Raw genomic sequence first — 18,734 nt, forward strand, 5'->3', positions numbered from 1 at the left:
AAGATATTTCTACTTTGATAGACAAACCTTTTGTTTTTTTTAGGGGACCTTTCGTTTGATTAGAATCGCTTGACTAAAAAGGCTAAAATTTTATTCTTTATGAGTTAACCTGCATTACTTTTAATTCGATAAATTTCATGAAAAAAATATTCCCTTCCTTTTTATTTTCCTCTGGTCCGATTGGTAGCGGGTTCGTATTCTTGCTTTTCATTTTGTTGGCCTTTTTTTTAAGATATCCATCCTTTGGTTATACCGCAATTGATTGGGATGAGATCACCTATTCTTTGATAGGAGAGGGATGGTTACAAGGGAAACTTCCCTTTCGCGATTTGTGGGATATCAAACCGATTGGCATATATTTAGTTTACGCAATCATTCACGGTCTTTTAGGATTTTCCATTTTTGCAATCCGTGTTTCTACGTTACTTGTGGTTGTTTCTTCAGCTTTTATTATTTGGCTTCTTTTAAGAAAAACAAATCGTTCTTTTGCCTTTGGAACAGGTTTTGGTTTTTTAATTCTTTTTAGTTATTTTCTCAACGGTCTTTCAGGAAACACGGAATTATTTTATCTATGTCTTGAAACGGTCGGAGTATGGTTCTTATTTTACGGAAAAAAACAATATCGATTTCTAAGTCCCTTAGCTTTTGGTTTTGCATTCATAATTAAATACAACACAGCATTTGATATTTTAGGTTTTTATTTTCTTCACCTCTACATTCATAGAAGGAAAATTTTCAAGAATCCAAAGTCTTTTTTTGGATACGGGCTTTTTTATTCCCTTGCTATATTGCCATTTTTAATCAGTACCGCTTGGATTTTTTCTGCTGGGCTTGGGGATTCTTTTTTAGAAACTCACAAAATTCTTTTTTCTAATTACGCGAAAAAAGTAACCTTTCTTGAAAAAATATTATCATTAAAAACTTATCCAATACTGGCGATTCTTGTTTGCGTTCAGGTTGGAACATTTATTTTATATCTTTGGAAAAGGAGAGTTCCAAAAATTCTATTGATAAGTTTTTTCTGGACTTTGACTGCTTTCCTTGCTGCCACCTGGACAGGATATTTTTTTGAACATTATTATCTTCCAATGATGATACCAACAGTGATTGGATCATCCTTTCTTTTACGTTTCATAAATTACAATTTTTTTCCAAAATACAAACGGGAACTAGTCGTAATCATTGTAATATTATTTTTAATTCCTGTGGCTGTAGTTGTTCGTAAAAGAGTGATTAAACTTTCTAAAGTTTATCCAGATATTGCAAAAGAAATTTATGTTGATTTAGAAAATAAGAAAGTGGATCCTCGCCCAGTATTTGTAGCAAAAGGGACTCATGGAATTTATTCTTTGTATAAACAAATACCTATAAACCGTGTTATACAACCTGGTAATTTTACAGACAAAACGAACGCTAAGGCTATGTTTATCGACAATGAAGAAATTAAACAGAAGGTAAAAGATAACAAACCTGGGTTAATTTTATTCTGTGACTTGGACGTTTTTCAAAATCAGATAGGGAATTATGATTCTTCTTGGAATGAAGATCTACTCGTTTTTTATTATGAATATATTCGAAAGGAATATCAGTATTTTAAGACTTATTTCCCGAATTGCCACGTTTATTTGAAGAACGGGAAGTTTTCTCCATAAATCCAATTGTTTCTTTTGCGATATAAATGGGGCGTCCTTTCACTTCGATAAAGATTCTAGCAATGTATTCCCCAAGGACGCCAATACCAATGAGTTGGATTCCGCCAAGGAAGAGTATAATGACAAGAGTAGAATCGTAACCTGGGACATCTACACCTTTGAAAATGACACGAATGATTCGATAGATTAAATATAGAAAAGCACTAAAGGATACAAAAAATCCAAAATAACTCCATATTTTTAGCGGCATGGTGCTAAACATTAAAATTCCATCCAAAGCGAAGTTCCAAAGTTTCCAGTAATTCCACTTTGAGGAACCTTTGAACCTAGCATGTCTTTCATATTCCACATCAATCTGTTTGAATCCTACCCAAGCGAACATTCCTTTTAGAAAACGGTTTTTTTCCTTCATCTTAGAAAGGGCTTCGACTACTTTTTTATCCATGAGCCGAAAGTCCCCTACATCGACAGGAATTTCTACTTCGCTCATGTAACGAATGACTCTGTAAAAATGTTTTGCCGTAAATTTTTTTAAAAAAGATTCTCCTTGTCGGCTAGACCTTTTGGCTGTGACTACATCGTAACCATCTTTCCATTTTTCAATGAGGGTAGGAATGAGTTCCGGTGGGTCTTGTAAATCAGAGTCAATCGGGATCACCACATCGCCGGTGGCATATTCCAAACCTGCCGAAACAGCTGCTTCCTTTCCAAAGTTTCTAGAAAAGTCTACAACCTTTATATTGGGATTTTTTTTATGATGAAAAACTAGTTTCTCGATGGTTTTGTCCCTGCTTCCATCGTTTACACAAATAATTTCGTAATTAGTTTTTAAGGATAGTAGGTGAGGAACAATTCTTTCAAAGAACTCGTCCGCTCCTGATTCTTCGTTGTAAAAAGGAGTGATAATAGAGATCTTCTTGAGTTGACGATTCATTGTTTCTTGTCAACGATCCTTCAAAATATGAGTAAGGCAACTTTTTTTACTGGTTTTTTTGTGGTCATTTCGTTTATTTCCTTTTAGTGTCCGTAAATTTATTTTGATTCAATATATCTTATGCATTACTATCTAGTTCCAAGAAAAAACCCAAAATTATTGTCTATTATTATTCCTTGTTATAATGAAGAGTCCTCACTCCCTTTTCTAAAAGAAAGATTAGATGAATTAATCAAAATTTTGCCCACAAAGGTGGAAGTCATCTTTGTCAACGATGGTAGTTCAGACAGAACAATCTTTCAGTTAGTATCTTGGGCCGAAACAGATCCGCAAATTCAGGTGATTAGCCTTTCCAGAAATTTTGGACATCAGTTAGCTGTGACAGCTGGAATGGATTATGCGAAAGGGGATGCGGTTGTTGTAATGGATGCCGATTTGCAGGATCCACCAGAAGTGATTCTAGACATGCTCGCAAAATATAGAGAAGGCTATGATGTTGTTTATGGTCAGCGTTTAGCCAGATCTGGTGAATCTTTTTTTAAGAAAACAACGGCCTGGGCATTTTATCGAATAATGAAAGTTTTAGTTCATAAAGATTTACCTTTGGATTCTGGTGATTTTCGCCTAATTTCAAGAAGGTGTTTGAATGCTCTCAATGGTTTAAGAGAAAACCATCGTTTCCTTCGAGGAATGAATGCTTGGATTGGTTTCCCGCAAACTCCTGTATTTTACAAACGTGACCCAAGGGTTGCAGGAGAAACTAAATATCCTTTGAAAAAAATGCTAAAACTCGCAATGAATGCTGCGGTATCTTTTTCACCCTTACCATTACGTTTTAGTTTAGGACTTGGAATCATCGTGGCACTGATAGGATTTGCTGTGGGTTTTTATGCTTTGTTTCGAGCATTCCAACACTTTATTTTAGAAATGCCAATTGTTTACAACCCCGGTTGGGCCACCATTGTCACTCTGATATGTTTGATCGGTGGTTCCATTCTCATTTCCATAGGAATTTTAGGGGAGTACATTGCTCGCATTTTTGAAGAGTCTAAAGGGCGTCCTCTGTATGTGGTCGAATTTGTAAAAGGTTCGTCCTTAACCGAAAAATCTAAAAAACTTTCTTGATGAATCGAATTTTCCGAATAGCTCTACCGTTTGTTTTTTTAGCGATAACGCTAACTATTACCAGTTTTACTCGGCCGAGCCATAGTTTTGTTAGTGATAGTTTAACAAAAGTTTTACAGTCCATTTTTTGGATCGACAATGGATTTGAGGAACAGGGGATCCATTATCCCGGGAAAAGTATCGACCCTGATTATAAATTCTTTTATTTTAAAGAATCCTACCAATTACAGGTAAATAAAAATGGAAGTTTAATTGCACCTTTCCCTTTTTTAAATACGGTGTTGATCACACCTCTGGTAAAGTTACATTGGTTAGATGGGATCGTGTATTTGGGTGCTATTCTTTTTTGGTTATATTCTTGTTTTATTTACCGTATAACAAAAAGTTATTGGTCCTTTGTTGTGGTTCTTTTTTTTACACCACTTTTGCAACATTTTCTTTCATTTTCTGATATTGCCTTTGCTTCTTTTTTCCTTAGTTGTTTTTTGGTAACTTCATTTAAAAAATCTAATTTTCATCTCATCACTGCGGTTTCTTTTGTTTTCGGTCTTTTAGCATTGTTTTTAAGAACTGAAATTTTGTTACTATATTTACTTTTGATATCAATACATTTGTTATCTCTCTATAAAAATGGGAGGGCATTAAAAGAAAATCATTGGCACCTGGAAAGAATTTTTGTAATTTCCACAATCGTAGTTCTTTTTGTTGTTTCTAACTATTTGGTTTATCAATCTATTCTTGGACCTAGGTTCGATAACAATAGAGTCGGAATCTTTCGCTTAGAAATGGATGTATTTTTAAAGTGGAAGAGTCTCCTTCTTGGAGGTAATGGAAGGCTTGGCTTTTTTGGTTATTCCCCTTGGCTTTTCATTCTTTCTGTTTTATATATTTTTTTAAGTCTAGAGAGAAAAAAATCAATAGGAAGAAACCTGTTTTATCTTTGGGTCCTCTTAATCATTCTAATAACTTTCTTTTCACCGAACGATTCTAATATTGATTGGGGAACTAGGTATTACTCAAGTTTTAGCATTTTTCCCATTCTACTACTCTTTCATTTTAAATGGAGGAGGTTAGTCGGATTAAAAAAATACTTTTTACTCGTTTTGCTTTTCGTTTCGTTTTCGTATTCTGTTTATATTAACTTTAAGGTTTGGAAAGAAATGAAAAAAATTTCTGTTCAAATCGAAGACTTAGTAAACAAACTTATGGAAGATCCCTCAGAATATTATATTGTTGAAGACCCAACCATTGCCAATGCATTAGGAATTATGCATGTTCGAAGTCCAATTTTTTATGGAAACCCAAGTGAAATTCTCAATGGTTTCGGTAGTGCAATGAAAGGGAAACGGGTTCGGTTTTTACTCCTTCCTTCTGCAAAATTGGCAAGCCAAGAAGATCCATTTTGGAAAAAGATTTCTGAAAATTCAGGTTGTCAATTTTCCCCAGTTTACCTGAAAAAAATATCTTTGTTTTCTGCATTATGTAGTATCAAATAACACATTTGTCAGGATTGGAAGGCTGTGATCAGACCTTCTTTTAGTTTGCTTCTGGCAACTTCTGCTGACTTAGGTAAAGTTAGGTCATCTAGTAATTTTAATAAAAATCCCTCATCTACAAGTTTTCCTTCCAACACTTTTCCGATCATTCCCGCCACAATCACTAAAATCTGCTCCAGATTTACGTATCCTTCGCTCTCTAGAATCATTGCCATTCCCAACGCGCCCTCAGTTCCGTAGAATGCTTGTTTGGTCCCGAAAACGGATTCATACATTCCCACGGGAAGTGCCTCCTTTACTTTCTCTCTCATTTCGCTTTCACTGGGGCCGTGACTGGTTCGGTTGATGAGACTGATTGTGACCTGATTTATGGTTCCGTGAATGCGATGAATTTCTTCGGAAAGTAATCGGATCTTTTTGGCGGCGTCTCTTGTGATGGCATCGCGACCAAGGAAATTTAGTTTATACAAATATTCTTCTAGTTCATCTCCGGTGAGTTTACCCATACAAATGATTTGGTAAAGAGTAAAAATCATATAATCAGATTCTGTATTGTCACCGAGTAGAATTTCTTTGGCTTCTGTGGGAAGATACACCCTGTCATAGAGTAAGATGGAGAGTTTGTAGGACATTTGGTCAAATAAACTTTGGTAAGATGCACCTAAGAATTTTTTAGTGCGTGACCAAGCTGGTTTAAAGCCATTTTGTAAAAACTCGATTGGGTTAAAGATGGTTCCGAGTACCTTATCAAAAACGCCTTTAATGGTTCCTTCCAGATATTTTAAATGTAGGGATTCAATTTGGATTCCGTCTTTAGCAATGGTGGCAAGCATGGTCCTACGAAAAAAATGAGGGCTGGCAGAGATAAAGGCAAGTGGGGCATTTGACAAAGAACTGCGAAGTTCTCTATAAAGTTCCGGCATTCCAGGTAACGCTTGTTTTTGGTTAGGTGTTTCGAATAAAGCTGTGAACTTTCCTTTACCCGAATGGATGTCTGTGGCAAGATAGGTTTGGTCAATGTCGGAAGTCACCACCATCCCTTTGTAGTCTTCGGCAAGGATTCGGAGTTTTCCTTTTCCAACAATGGTTGTTTTTCCTAAAATGGAATCTTCTGTGGCGTTTAAATGAGCCAAGTCTTTGGAATATTGACGAAAACTATCAAGACCTTCGAGTATGACCTGGAAGTCATGAAATCCAACTGGGAGTTTATCGCGGATTTCGCAGGAAAAAAAACCATCTTCGTCCGCCTTAATTTTTCCTGAGGTGTAAATTTTGTTCCCAGCCGCATCATAAACTTCTAATTTTAAAACAGGTTTTCTCACAGGAGCCAATGAAAAGTCTAAGAATGGTGTGATTTTTGTTTCTTCTCCAATAAAAAGTCCTGTCATCAAATCCCAAAGACCTTCCGCCTTCATGAGATCTGTAATCCCTACATCCACCACTTGGCCTCGCACATAAGAGCGCCTCTCTCTTCCTAAAGATCCGCCGCAGACAGCAATTCTTTTGATATCGGTAATGATTGGTTGTGTAGTATTTGGTTCTTGGGACATAGAATTTATGCCCTTAAGAGTTTAAGAAAACGAGGAGCCGTCCATTCCTTTTTATGGTTTCACTACGATCCACCAATGATTTTGTCCGACTTTTGCAAGCAGAGGGAGAACTCCATGTGATTTCTGATCCTGTGGACCCTTATCTGGAGCTGGCAGAGATCCAGAGAAGAGTGGTAGCAAAAAAAGGTCCAGCCCTTCTTTTTACCAATGTCAAAGGGACCAAGTTTCCCGTAGCCACCAATCTCTACGGATCCGAAAAACGAATCCATCTTGCCTTTGGCCCAAAACCTGTCGCCACCATCCAAAGGCTTGCCAAACTCGCCAAAGAGATATTTCCGCCTAGATTTTCCAAACTTTGGAAGGAACGTTCTCTAGGTCTATTGCCTTTCCAAGTGGGTTTAAAACAAGTGAGAAGGGCCCCAGTTCTTTCTGGAAGCGTTCTCTCTACTAATGAGTTACCCCAAGTCGTTTCATGGCCCAAGGATGGAGGTGCTTTTGTTACCCTCCCACTTGTTTATACTGAGCATCCAGAATCGGGTAATGGAAATCTAGGAATGTACCGGGTGCAACTTTTTGGGGACAAAACCGTCGGAATGCATATCCAAATCCACCGCGGCGGGGGGTTTCATTATTACGAGGCAGAAAAAAAGGGTGAGTCCTTACCGGCTCATGTGTACATTGGTGGGCCACCTGCACTGACCATTGCGGCGGTAGCTCCGCTTCCCGAAGAAATTCCCGAACTTGTTTTTGCTTCTTTTCTTATGGGAGAAAAACTCAAAATGAAAAAAGACAAAACGGTTTCTCCTTATCCTATTGTTGCCGATGCTGATTTTGCTCTCATTGGAACCATTCCGCCTTACGCAAGAAAAACGGAAGGCCCTTTCGGTGACCATTATGGATACTATTCGTTGTTACACGACTATCCTTACTTAGACCTAAAACATATTTTACATAGAAAGGATGCCATTTGGGCTGCGACAGTTGTGGGAAGACCTCCCCAAGAGGATCATTATATCGCTGAGTTTTTACAAGATTTACTTTCTCCCATGTTCCCACTCGTGATGCCACAAGTGCTAGGTGTTTGGGCTTACGAAGAATCAGGAGTGCATTCCCTTGCGGCAGCCGTTGTCAAAGAACGGTATTTCCGAGAGGCTTTTATGGGAGCCCTTCGAATTCTTGGCGAAGGACAACTGTCACTTACTAAATGTTTACTTGTGACAAATGAACGAGTGAACCTAAAAAACTTTTCCGAAACTTTTAAGGTCATTACCGAACGATCGGATCCAAAAACTGATTTTTTTATCTTTAGTCATATCAGCCAAGATACACTTGATTATACGAGTGGGACGGTAAACAAAGGTAGTAAACTTTTATGGATGGGGATCACCGAAGCCAATGCACCGATCAAGTTTCCCAATCTTCCAAGAGAGTTTACAGGAAATCTAAAAGACAAACGTTTCACAAAACCAAAAGTTTTTTTACCAGGAGTTCTAGTGGTGGAGGGTTCAGCTTTCACTGCCAATGACCAATTGGCAAATCGTTTGTTAGAAGAAGACCTCGGCCGTTTTCATTATGTATTTCTTGTGGATGATTCTGAGGATGCGGTAAAAACTGATTCTGATTTTATTTGGACTATGTTTACAAGAATGGAACCAGCATCAGATGTTTATGCAAGAACAGAGACCAAAGGGAACCATATTGCTTACGAAGTTCCGATTGTTTTTGATTGTCGGATGAAACCCTGGATTCCAGAAGTTCTTCTACCTCTCCCCGATACGGTAACACAAGTAGATAAAAAGTTTGGAAAGATCATTGATACGATAGGGAACTAAAGATTAGTTTTTCTCGTATCAAATAAAAAAGTTAATAGAAAGAAAGTTTGGATAGAAAAAACTAAAAATAAACCAATGGCAAAAAAACTTACTCTAGTCACTGGGGGCGCAGGCCTCATCGGATCACAAATCATTGAAGACCTTAATCACAATGGGAACACGAATATCTTAGTTGTGGACCATTTGGGAACAACGGAAAAATGGAAAAACTTACAGAGAAATTTTTTCCTAGATTATTATGAAAAAGATAAGTTTGAATCGATGTTAGATTCTGGTAATACCATCTTAAATGAGATTTCTGAAATTTACCATTTAGGTGCTTGTTCTGCTACAACGGAAAAAGATGCTACTTATCTAATTCAGAATAACTTTCATTATACGAAAAAATTGGCAGAGTTTGCTGTCAAAAAAAATATTCCATTCCTCTATGCTTCCAGTGCTGCTACGTACGGGGAAGGTGAGTATGGCTACAACGATCAGTCAACGATAGAAAATTTAAAACCTCTCAATATGTATGGGTATTCCAAACAACTATTTGATTTGTATGCCAAAAAAGTAGGAATCGCCGATCGACTTGTGGGACTAAAATATTTTAATGTTTTTGGTTACGGTGAAGCCCATAAGGGCGATATGCGTAGTTTAGTTCTCAAAGGTTATGAACAAATTAGAGACACTGGTAAATTAAAATTATTCAAGTCTTATAAACCGGAATACAAAGACGGGGAACAAAAACGAGATTTTTTATATGTAAAGGATGCAAGTAAAATCAGCATTTATGTACTTACTGAACGAAAGTATGGATTGTACAATGTTGGCAGGGGAATTGCGGAAACTTGGAACGATTTAGCGAATGCATTGTTCACATCCATGAACCAACCAGTGAATATTGAATATGTGGATATGCCCGATTCGCTAAAAGGAAAATACCAATATTATACCTGTGCAGAGATGGAAAAAATAACTCAAACAGGGTATCCCTTTGGTTACACAAACCTCCGGGACGCTGTTGGCGAATATGTCAGTTTCTTATTAAGAGACCAAACTTAGTGTTTACTTTTTATACACTTTGACAATCGTTTGAATCAATTCTTTAAACTTAGGATCTTTTAAGCTATAGAACACTTGGTTTGAAGACTTACGAGATTCTAAAATTCCGTTGTTTTTCATCTTACTCAAGTGTTGAGAAGCTGCCGATTGACTTGTGCCAAGGAGTTCTACAAGTTGGCCAACTGTTTTTTCTTCTTTTGCAAGGGTATATAAAATCAATAAACGAATAGGGTGTGCAATGCCTTGTATTCCTTTAATGGCTTGTTCCAATTGTTGTTTAGAAAGTTCTGTTTTTATTTTCATCACTAAGGATTCCGTTATATCCTTATGACGAATCTATACTGATTTTACCTACGAAATTTTTTTCGTTTGAAAAAAAAATGACAAAACCAGAGCGGCTTGTAAAGGTTTGATGCCCTCAGTCAAAATCTGAGGGCTTAAGTCATTAATCGAAGTTAGATTCGAACACCGCCGGAAATTTCTAATACCACTCCTGTTACTAAATCATTTGAAATGATAAACTCTGCAGTGGACGCTATTTCATCTGGTTCACCGAGTCTCCCTACGGGAATGATGGACTTCCATTTTTCTAAAGCCTCAGGGTTCATATCTTTTAGAACCATTTCAGTACCAATAAACCCTGGGGCAATGCCTGCGACTCGGATTCCGAACTTAGCAAGTTCTTTCGACCAAGTTACCGTCATTGCTGCAACGCCGGCTTTGGCAGCACTATAGTTTGTTTGTCCGGAGTTTCCATGCATTGCAATGGAGGCAATCGGAATGATCACTCCCTTCTTTTGTTCTACCATTTTTGCAGCCGCTTCCCTTGCCGTTAGGAATACGCCTGTAAGATTCACATCAATGACCGATTGCCATTGATCGATTCCCATTTTTCCTTTTACCTTTCCTGTTTCTTTGTCTACTCGGATGAGTAGGCCATCACGCAAAATTCCTGCGTTGAGAATTGCTACATCTAGACTTCCTTGGAAAGCCGCTGCTTCCTCAATCAGTCGAATGCTGTCTTCTTCTTTGGCCACATTGGCGACGACGCCAGTGGTTTTAATCCCTTCTTTTTGGAAGAGGGATACAGTTTCGTCCAACTTCTCTTTTTGAATGTCTGAGAGAATGATATTGGCTCCGGCCTTACCCAATCGGTAAGCCATTGCCTTTCCGAGTCCACCGGCAGATCCGGTTACGAGAATATTTGCACCTTTTAATTCCATGACCGCCAGTTTTGAAAATGGCGGAATGGTGGTCGATACAATTAAGGTTCCTTGTTTTAGTTAGATTTCGGCTAGTTCTGCACTACGAAAAGACACATAATTGTCGTTAAACGGAATTTCGACTCGTGCTACTGTCCTGTCGGGGTGAGTAATGATTCTAAAAAGATTGGGATCAACCCCTTCGTTTTTGAGTAAGATCATGATAAGGGCAATACCCAGTCCTGCACCTTCCGTATTGTCCATATTGTCCATATAGAACTCAGCAATGTCATTGTAGTTCATGGACTTTTTCATTTTTTCCCGCATCCTTGCTTCTTCGGTTTTGATCACGGGTGTGTTGTTTGTCACCTCCACGAGAAGTCCGTCAAGGCAGTAGTGGAATTTAATTTGGACATATACGCCACGGGCGAGGCATCGTTTCCCGTATTCATCGGCCATCTTTTCTGAAAACTTTTTGGAATACTCTTTGATTCCTTGAAGGTAATCATTTTCGTCAGTGATGTCTAGGCCTTCGTCTTCAAAAAACACACGTTTTTGATTGGCTTTGATTCCGTTGATGGTAAGTTCTTTGGAGATTGTATAAAGCATCTCCACAAAATGACTTTGGTTGACCTCGGAAAGAATATTGGTGATGAGTCCGAGAACATACTGTTCTAGTTGGCGATTCATCCTAGAGGATCGTACGACAATTTTGGATTTTGCCTTTACTAAATCGGGGATTTGTGTTTCTAATTCTACAAAAGGTTTCGCCACGAATCATTCCTTAAAGTGGGGGACTATTCCCACATGGTTCTATTATCGAACCGGGAAATCCACAACTAAAATCTCAAGGGAAATTCACTGTTTTTCCTGTTTTTTTACCATTTCCAGGAAATAAACTCATTTTCCATTGACCAAAGAGCCTCATTTAAAATAGTGTAAAAAACCTAGCCTCGCTTGGAAACCCGCGCTTGGGTGGGAAACGTTTGCCCTCTTAGCTCAGTGGTAGAGCACTTCCATGGTAAGGAAGGGGTCACCAGTTCAAGCCTGGTAGAGGGCTTGTTTAGGGCTGTAGTTTAATGGTAGAACTAGGATCTCCAAAGTCCTTGGTGGGAGTTCGATTCTCTCCAGCCCTGCCAGACTGCAGAATTTATAGAATTAGAGAACAGGACAAGGATCAATGAAAGCTACTAGTTTCATTCAGGAATGTAAAGCAGAACTTGAAAAAGTACATTGGCCTACGCGCCAAGAAATCGTAAGTTCTACCGTCGTAGTCCTAGTTACAGTATTTATCTTTTCCCTATTTTTATCAGCTTCGGATTTTGTTTTCCTGAAACTGCTAAAGTGGTTCTGGGCATTAGGAACATAGGTAAGAGTAGTGGGCGAATCTTTAGATAAAAAATGGTATGTGCTTCAGACTTATTCTGGTCATGAGAATAAGGTGAAAACTAACATTGAAAAGATGGTCCAACAACAAAAGCTGGAAGACCAGATTTTTGCGGTAAAAATTCCTTCGATGGAAGTTGCCGAAATGAAAAACGGCAAAAAGAAGGTCACAAAGAAAAAACTCATGCCGGGTTATGTTCTTGTTGAGATGAATATGACCGATGACCTTCGGTTTAAAATCCAGAACCTACCTTCTGTGTCTACATTTGTAGGCGGAAAAGGAAAAGGGCCGGAGCCACTTTCACTGGATGAGATCAAAAATCTCTTCAGCGACGTGGGAAGTGTGGAATCGGAAGAAGTTTCTAGACCACGTTTCCTCTTCAAAGTGGGCGAAACATTGAAAATTATAGATGGTCCGTTTGCAAATTTCGCAGGAGTTGTGGATGAGATTTTTCCTGATAAGGGAAGGCTCCGCGTTCGTGTAGAAATTTTTGGAAGATCCACTCCTGTGGAGTTGGATTACCTCCAAGTAAAATCGGAACAATAGAACTGATAGATTGACTTTTAGTAAGGAACTTTAAACGAGATGGCTGCAAAGAAAGTAGTAAAACAAATTAAACTCCAAGTGGAAGCAGGGAAAGCAAACCCTGCTCCTCCAGTAGGTCCCGCTCTTGGTCAAGCCGGACTCAATATCATGGAATTTTGTAAACAGTTCAATGAAAGATCAAAAAACCAAATGGGACTCAAACTTCCAGTGGTGATCACTGTTTATTCCGATAGAAGTTTTACATTCGTAACTAAATCTCCTCCAGCAGCACTTCTAGTTATGAAGGCGCTAGGACTTCAAGGTGGATCTGCTACTCCACACACTGTAAAAGTGGGAACAATCAAACGAGCTCAACTAGAAGAAATTGCAAAAACTAAGATGGAAGACCTAAACGCGAACGATATGGAGGCAGCAGTGAACATCATTGCTGGAACCTGCCGTTCGATGGGTGTAAACGTCGAGTAATCATTAAGAAACGGGAACCGAAGTCATGAAACGCGGCAAAAAATATATCCAACTCAAAGAGAAAGTCGATCGCACAAAGGCTTATACCCTTGGTGAAGCAGTCGGTTTGGCAAAAGCTACTAGTTTTTCCAAATTTGATGGAACCTTAGAGATTTCGACTAAAATCAATTATAAATCTCTCCAAAACGTAAGAGGGACTATCTCTCTTCCCCACGGAACTGGAAAAACAATCAAAGTTTTGGTTTTCTGTAAAGGAGACAAACAAAACGAAGCAAAGGAAGCTGGAGCTGACTTTGTAGGTGATATGGACTTAATCGAAAAAGTTTCTGGTGGATGGACTGATTTTGATGCTTGTGTGGCTACTCCTGATATGATGAAGGAAGTAGGTAAACTTGGTCCAGTTCTTGGTCGTAAGGGTCTTATGCCAAAACCAAAAGCAGGAACCGTTACTACTGACGTAGCAAAAGCAGTCAAAGAACTCAAAGCAGGTCGAATTGAATACCGTCCTGACAAAGGGGGAGTGGTTCACTTAGGAGTGGGAAAATGTTCCTTCTCTGATGACAAACTTTCCGACAACATCAATGCTGTTGTTGCAGCCCTTATGAAAGACAAACCTTCGGATGCGAAGGGTGATTACCTCAAGTCTTTCTCTGTTGCTGCCACTATGGGAATCGGCGTAAAGGTCGATGTAAAAGAACTAGTAAACGCGAACATATAACGAGTAAGAACAATGGCAAATCCATCTAAAATTGAAGCAGTAGCAGAACTTAAAAGTCGTTTAGAAAAACGACCAAACTTTATTTTAGCATCTTACAGCGGTTTAACTGTTGAAGATATGTCCAACCTTCGTGCGAAACTTCGCAAAGAAGGATCGGAGATGAAGGTAATCAAAAACAACCTTTTCCTCCGTGCTTTAAAAGAGTCTTCTGAACATAAAAACAACTCCATTGACTTTGGGGATGTTTACAAAGGACCTCTTGCAGCGATTTTCTCTCTGGATGCACTTCCAGCAGTAGCAAAAGTTTGTAAGGACTTTGCAAAAGATAAGAAGGAACTTGAAATTAGAACCGGCTATATGGACGGGGAAGTTTTGGGTAAATCTGGAGTAGAGGCGATTGCTGGACTTCCGTCCAAACAAGAACTTCTTGCGCAAATTGCTCGTGGGGTCAATGCTCCTGCAACGCAAATTGCTTCTGGAATCAATCAAATCATGGCATCATTGGCTCGCGCCATCAATGCTGTAGCCGAGAAAAACGGCAAATAGTAATCATAGTGATTAGTAGGATAAGGAGAATATAGGATGTCTGTTGACGCGCTATTAGAACAAATTGGAAGTCTTACACTAGTTCAGGCAGCTGATCTAGTGAAAAAGATGGAGGACAAATTCGGGATTTCTGCTGCTGCACCGGTTGCGGTAGCGGCTGTTGCGGGTGCAGGTGGTGGCGCAGCTGCTGCTGAAGAGCCTGCAACTTTCAATGTAATCTTGAAAGCACACGGTGACAAAAAGATCGACGTTATTAAACTCGTTCGCGAAATCACTGGTCTTGGATTGGCAGATGCGAAAACGCTTGTTGAAGCTGGTGGAAAATCAGTGAAAGAAGGCGTTTCTAAAGACGAAGCTGCTGATATTAAGAAAAAACTCGAAGGTGTTGGGGCTCAAGTAGAAGTTGCTGCTGCCGGTTAATCGGTTGCCAATTTTTAAACCCAGTCTTCAAAAACTTAGAGGCAGGGAGGCCGTAGGCGTCCCCACCTCTATTTTTTCGTTTATCATACCATCTATTATTTTGATGTCTCTAGGGAGAGTATTCCATGCATACCCGAATGCAAATTAGAAACCGGGTAAATTTCGGTAAAATTACCGACCTCAATTTACTTCCTAATCTTATCTACGTACAAAAAAAATCCTTTGATTGGTTTCTCCAGTCGGAAGTGAAAGATCCGACGAAACGTTTGAACCAAGGGTTGGAAGCTGTATTTCGTGAGTCCTTCCCAATTGAATCGCCAAACAACGATATGGTCATGGAATATGGCCATTATATCTTGGGAGAGCCAAAACGCGATCCCCAGGAATGTAAAGACACTGATTCTTCTTTTGCTGTTCCACTTAAGGCAGTCATTCGACTCATCATCAAAGACACCGGAGAGATCCGGGAACAAGTAGTCTACATGGGAGACATTCCTGTGATGACAGACCACGGAACTTTCATCATCAATGGTGCGGAAAGGGTAGTTGTAAGCCAGCTTCACAGATCACCTGGTATTTTCTTTTCTTACGACCAAGTGCGAGATACTTTCTCTGCAAGAGTGATTCCTTACCGAGGTTCTTGGTTGGAATTCGAGATGGACAATAAGGGTATCCTTGTTGCCAAAATCGATCGTAAGAAAAAATTCCCTGCCACTTTACTAGTTAAAGCTATGGGTATGGGAACCAACGAAGAAGTATTACGGCTCTTCTACGGGTCATCTAAAATGAAGATTGCTGGTGCCAATCCAAAAGACCTAAAACGTCTGATTGGGCGCCGAACGATCGCTGATATCATTAATATGGAAACCGGAGAGGTTATGCTCGATGCTGGTTCCAAAATCAATGAGGATAATATCTCCATCCTTCGTGAAATGAAGGTAAAAGATGTGGATGTCATTGAATTTCCGAAAGGAAAAGACAACCCAGTTCTTATTAATTGTTTAGAAAAAGACGGAGTCAACGATTACGAAGACGCTGTTAAAAAATTCCACACCATCATGAGACCGGGTGAACCTTCAACGATCGAAAACGCAGAAGCAGAACTAAAACGTCTTTTTTTCTCTCCCAAAACTTTTGATTTAGGCATTGTTGGTCGTTACAAAATCAACAGTAAGTTTGAATTCAATAATCCAAAAGAATTTGCAAAAGCGGAAGATCGAGTTTTAAGAAAACAAGACATCATCGAAACGGTTCGTTACCTTGTCATGCTTATGTCAGAAGCGGAAAACTACTATCCGGATGATATTGACCACTTAGGAAACAGAAGGATTCGTTCGGTTGGAGAGCTCATTGCCAACCAATTGAAACTGGGCTTCTCTCGAGTGGAACGTGTCATCAAAGAAAGAATGACGGTGCAGGAGCCAGAACAACAAACTCCGCAGCTTCTTATTTCCATTAAACCAATCACCGCTGTGATCAACGAATTTTTTGGTTCATCGCAACTTTCGCAGTTTATGGACCAAACAAACCCACTTGCTGAACTTACCCACAAACGTAGGTTAAACGCTCTAGGGCCTGGTGGATTATCTCGTGACCGAGCTGGTTTCGAAGTTCGTGACGTTCATTATTCTCACTATGGTCGTATGTGTCCTATTGAAACACCGGAAGGTCCAAACATTGGTCTCATTCTTTCCATGTCTAGTTTTGCACGAGTCAACGATTACGGGTTTATTGAAACTCCATACCGTCTTGTGAAAAACGGAAAAGTTCAAAAACAAGTAGAGTATCTTACTGCGGACAAAGAAGAATACCACTATATGGCTCAGTCGAATTCGACTGTAGATGAAAAAGGAGAATTCACTTCTAAACTTATCTCTACTCGCCATAGAGGGGATTTTCCTTTCCGTAGTCCATCTGAGATCCAATACATGGATCTTGCTCCCTTACAAGTAGTGTCTGTGTCAACGGCTCTCATTCCGTTCCTTGAACATGATGATGCGAACCGCGCCCTCATGGGTTCGAATATGCAACGCCAAGCAGTGCCTCTTCTTACAGAAGAAGCTCCGTTTGTAGGAACTGGTATGGAAGCTCGTGCTGCCTATGACGCGGGTGTTTGTATTGTTGCTAAAAAAGATGGAGTGGTTTCCAAAGTAGATGCAACGGGCGTTTGGATCAAAGAAGACCAGTCCAAAGAGATTGTTCACTACCCACTCATTAAATTTAAAAAAACCAACCAAGGCACTTGTTTTAACCAAAAACCAAACGTTTCCATGTTACATACCACAACTGGTGGGAAGGTGAGTAAGGTTTCTAAAGAACGTGTGGAGCTTACTTCTCCCAATGGAGAAAAAGAAATCCATGAACTATTCCACTCGGAAGAAGTTCAATATGTAGCGGTTGTGAAAGAAGGCCAAGACTTAGGAATTGGTGCTCCGGTTGCCGGACAAATCATCAAAGGTGAAAAATACGGTGACTTTGGTCAAATCCTCCAAAAAGGAACTGTCCTTGCTAATGGTCCTTCCACTGACGCTGGTTACTTGGCGCTCGGTAGAAACGTACTGGTTGCATTTATGCCTTGGGAAGGTTACAACTTTGAGGATGCGATTTTAATTTCCGAACGAATCATCAAAGACGATGTTTTCTCTTCTATCCACATTGAAGAATTCGAAATCCAAGCTCGGGAAACCAAACTAGGACAAGAACAAATCACTCGTGACATTCCTAACCTTTCGGACAAAGCGTTTCGTGATTTGGATGAGTCTGGTGTGATTCGTGTGGGTGCGGAAGTGAAACCAGGTGATATCCTCGTTGGTATGGTGACTCCAAAAGGAGAAACCGACCTCACTCCTGAATACAAACTATTACACTCCATTTTTGGGGAGAAGGCAAAAGAAGTAAGAGATTCCTCTCTTCGTATGCCAAATGGTTTTGAAGGAACTGTCATCGATATCAAACGTTATTCCCGTGAAACAGGCGACGAACTCGCTGCTGGCGTGGAAGAAATGGTAAAAGTCTATGTCGCTCGTAAACGTAAACTCCTCGTGGGTGATAAGATGGCGGGTCGTCACGGAAACAAAGGGGTCGTAGCACGTGTGATGGCACAAGAAGATATGCCATACATGGAAGATGGCACTCCTGTGGATATCGTACTCAACCCACTCGGGGTTCCATCTCGTATGAACCTCGGTCAGATTTTTGAAACACAGCTTGGGTTTGCTGCCAAAAAACTAGGAATCAATTTTGAAACGCCTGTGTTTGATGGAGCAACCGAAGGGGATGTTCATGAATTCTGCAAAAAAGCAGGATTACCGGAAAACAGCAAATTTCAGTTATACGACGGAAGAACGGGAGAAAAATTCATCAACCAAGTCTTCTGTGGATACATTTACATGTTGAAACTGGCTCACTTGGTGGATGACAAAATCCACGCAAGATCTACTGGACCTTACTCACTCGTAACACAACAACCACTCGGTGGTAAAGCACAGTTCGGGGGACAAAGGTTAGGGGAGATGGAAGTATGGGCTCTGGAAGCGTATGGTGCATCACACACCTTACAAGAGTTACTCACTATCAAGTCAGATGACATGCTTGGACGTGCAAGAATTTACGAAGCGATTGTGAAAGGAATCCACTCGATTAAACCGGGAATTCCAGAATCATTCAACGTTCTTGTTCAGGAACTTAGAGGTCTTGCACTTGATATCATCATCAAAGACTCCGAAGGATTGGAAGTGGATATCTCTGATTACGAAGATGAATTCTCGAAAAACAAAAAGAAAATCAAATTCGAGACCATCGAAAACGTTTAGGG

General features: G+C 39.7%; 17 protein-coding genes and 2 tRNA genes. 14 read left to right on the forward strand and 5 right to left on the reverse strand.

What is annotated here, in order from left to right; genetic code table 11:
• The first annotated feature begins 137 nt into the window (after nt 1-137).
• Nucleotides 138-1,652 carry an ArnT family glycosyltransferase gene (locus ND811_RS11135; RefSeq protein WP_265352046.1) on the forward strand — a complete coding sequence of 505 codons (1,515 nt, stop codon included), beginning with the start codon at nt 138-140 and terminating at the stop codon, nt 1,650-1,652.
• On the opposite strand, the gene ND811_RS11140 is transcribed toward ND811_RS11135, so the two are convergent.
• Nucleotides 1,594-2,586 (reverse strand): glycosyltransferase family 2 protein, encoded by a 993-nt coding sequence (locus tag ND811_RS11140; RefSeq protein ID WP_265352045.1) that lies wholly within the window; start codon nt 2,584-2,586, stop codon nt 1,594-1,596. The two genes, ND811_RS11135 and ND811_RS11140, sit on opposite strands and share 59 nt — an antisense overlap.
• Nucleotides 2,587-2,706: 120 nt before the next feature.
• On the opposite strand from ND811_RS11140, the gene ND811_RS11145 reads away from it, so the two are divergent.
• Nucleotides 2,707-3,711, forward strand: coding sequence for a glycosyltransferase family 2 protein (locus tag ND811_RS11145; RefSeq protein ID WP_265352044.1), 1,005 nt, complete (start codon nt 2,707-2,709; stop codon nt 3,709-3,711).
• Nucleotides 3,711-5,207: an LA_3751/LA_3752 family putative glycosyltransferase gene (locus ND811_RS11150; protein ID WP_265352043.1), complete on the forward strand. Its 1,497-nt coding sequence runs from the start codon at nt 3,711-3,713 to the stop codon at nt 5,205-5,207. The genes ND811_RS11145 and ND811_RS11150 overlap by 1 nt, the downstream gene beginning before the upstream one ends.
• A gap of 8 nt (nt 5,208-5,215) precedes the next feature.
• On the opposite strand, the gene ND811_RS11155 is transcribed toward ND811_RS11150, so the two are convergent.
• On the reverse strand, nt 5,216-6,757 hold the full coding sequence (locus tag ND811_RS11155; RefSeq protein WP_265352042.1) for a phosphatase domain-containing protein: 1,542 nt from the start codon (nt 6,755-6,757) through the stop codon (nt 5,216-5,218).
• A gap of 53 nt (nt 6,758-6,810) precedes the next feature.
• Here ND811_RS11155 and ND811_RS11160 point away from each other — a divergent pair, with 53 nt between their 5' ends.
• Nucleotides 6,811-8,589 carry a UbiD family decarboxylase gene (locus ND811_RS11160; RefSeq protein WP_265352041.1) on the forward strand — a complete coding sequence of 593 codons (1,779 nt, stop codon included), beginning with the start codon at nt 6,811-6,813 and terminating at the stop codon, nt 8,587-8,589.
• Nucleotides 8,590-8,664: 75 nt separating this feature from the next.
• Nucleotides 8,665-9,636 carry an ADP-glyceromanno-heptose 6-epimerase gene (gene rfaD, locus ND811_RS11165; protein WP_265352040.1) on the forward strand — a complete coding sequence of 324 codons (972 nt, stop codon included), beginning with the start codon at nt 8,665-8,667 and terminating at the stop codon, nt 9,634-9,636.
• 3 nt (nt 9,637-9,639) lie between these two features.
• On the opposite strand, the gene ND811_RS11170 is transcribed toward rfaD, so the two are convergent.
• The 3 genes from ND811_RS11170 to ND811_RS11180 form a co-directional block, all read right to left on the reverse strand.
• Complete coding sequence (locus tag ND811_RS11170) at nt 9,640-9,939, reverse strand: ArsR/SmtB family transcription factor (RefSeq protein ID WP_135569095.1); 300 nt, start codon at nt 9,937-9,939, stop codon at nt 9,640-9,642.
• 152 nt (nt 9,940-10,091) lie between these two features.
• Nucleotides 10,092-10,859 carry an SDR family NAD(P)-dependent oxidoreductase gene (locus tag ND811_RS11175; protein ID WP_265352039.1) on the reverse strand — a complete coding sequence of 256 codons (768 nt, stop codon included), beginning with the start codon at nt 10,857-10,859 and terminating at the stop codon, nt 10,092-10,094.
• A gap of 60 nt (nt 10,860-10,919) precedes the next feature.
• Entirely contained in the window at nt 10,920-11,612 is a 693-nt protein-coding gene (locus ND811_RS11180) for a histidine kinase (protein ID WP_135746408.1), read from the reverse strand.
• Between the two features lie 214 nt (nt 11,613-11,826).
• Between ND811_RS11180 and ND811_RS11185 the strand changes: the two genes are divergently transcribed.
• The 9 genes from ND811_RS11185 to rpoB all read left to right on the forward strand — a co-directional run bounded on the left by ND811_RS11185 (nt 11,827) and on the right by rpoB (nt 18,732).
• Nucleotides 11,827-11,898 (forward strand) — tRNA-Thr (locus tag ND811_RS11185).
• Nucleotides 11,899-11,903: 5 nt separating this feature from the next.
• Nucleotides 11,904-11,977: transfer RNA gene (locus tag ND811_RS11190), tRNA-Trp, on the forward strand.
• Nucleotides 11,978-12,018: 41 nt separating this feature from the next.
• The gene (gene secE, locus ND811_RS11195) at nt 12,019-12,207 is read left to right on the forward strand and encodes a preprotein translocase subunit SecE (RefSeq protein WP_265352038.1); all 189 of its coding nucleotides are present in this window, start codon (nt 12,019-12,021) and stop codon (nt 12,205-12,207) included.
• 9 nt (nt 12,208-12,216) lie between these two features.
• Nucleotides 12,217-12,771 carry a transcription termination/antitermination protein NusG gene (gene nusG, locus ND811_RS11200; RefSeq protein WP_135746407.1) on the forward strand — a complete coding sequence of 185 codons (555 nt, stop codon included), beginning with the start codon at nt 12,217-12,219 and terminating at the stop codon, nt 12,769-12,771.
• Nucleotides 12,772-12,810: 39 nt separating this feature from the next.
• Nucleotides 12,811-13,236, forward strand: coding sequence for a 50S ribosomal protein L11 (gene rplK, locus ND811_RS11205; protein ID WP_238838957.1), 426 nt, complete (start codon nt 12,811-12,813; stop codon nt 13,234-13,236).
• 25 nt (nt 13,237-13,261) lie between these two features.
• Nucleotides 13,262-13,954, forward strand: a complete 693-nt coding sequence (gene rplA, locus ND811_RS11210; protein WP_004783789.1) for a 50S ribosomal protein L1 — start codon at nt 13,262-13,264, stop codon at nt 13,952-13,954.
• Nucleotides 13,955-13,966: 12 nt separating this feature from the next.
• Nucleotides 13,967-14,500 carry a 50S ribosomal protein L10 gene (rplJ, locus tag ND811_RS11215; protein WP_265352037.1) on the forward strand — a complete coding sequence of 178 codons (534 nt, stop codon included), beginning with the start codon at nt 13,967-13,969 and terminating at the stop codon, nt 14,498-14,500.
• Between the two features lie 36 nt (nt 14,501-14,536).
• A complete protein-coding gene (rplL, locus tag ND811_RS11220) occupies nt 14,537-14,920 on the forward strand; it encodes a 50S ribosomal protein L7/L12 (RefSeq protein WP_004783509.1) in 384 nt (127 codons plus the stop codon).
• 125 nt (nt 14,921-15,045) lie between these two features.
• Nucleotides 15,046-18,732, forward strand: coding sequence for a DNA-directed RNA polymerase subunit beta (gene rpoB / locus ND811_RS11225; RefSeq protein WP_265352036.1), 3,687 nt, complete (start codon nt 15,046-15,048; stop codon nt 18,730-18,732).
• Nucleotides 18,733-18,734: the final 2 nt, after the last annotated feature.

The sequence above is a fragment of the Leptospira soteropolitanensis genome, assembly GCF_026151655.1.
In the GTDB taxonomy this organism is placed as follows: domain Bacteria; phylum Spirochaetota; class Leptospiria; order Leptospirales; family Leptospiraceae; genus Leptospira_A; species Leptospira_A soteropolitanensis.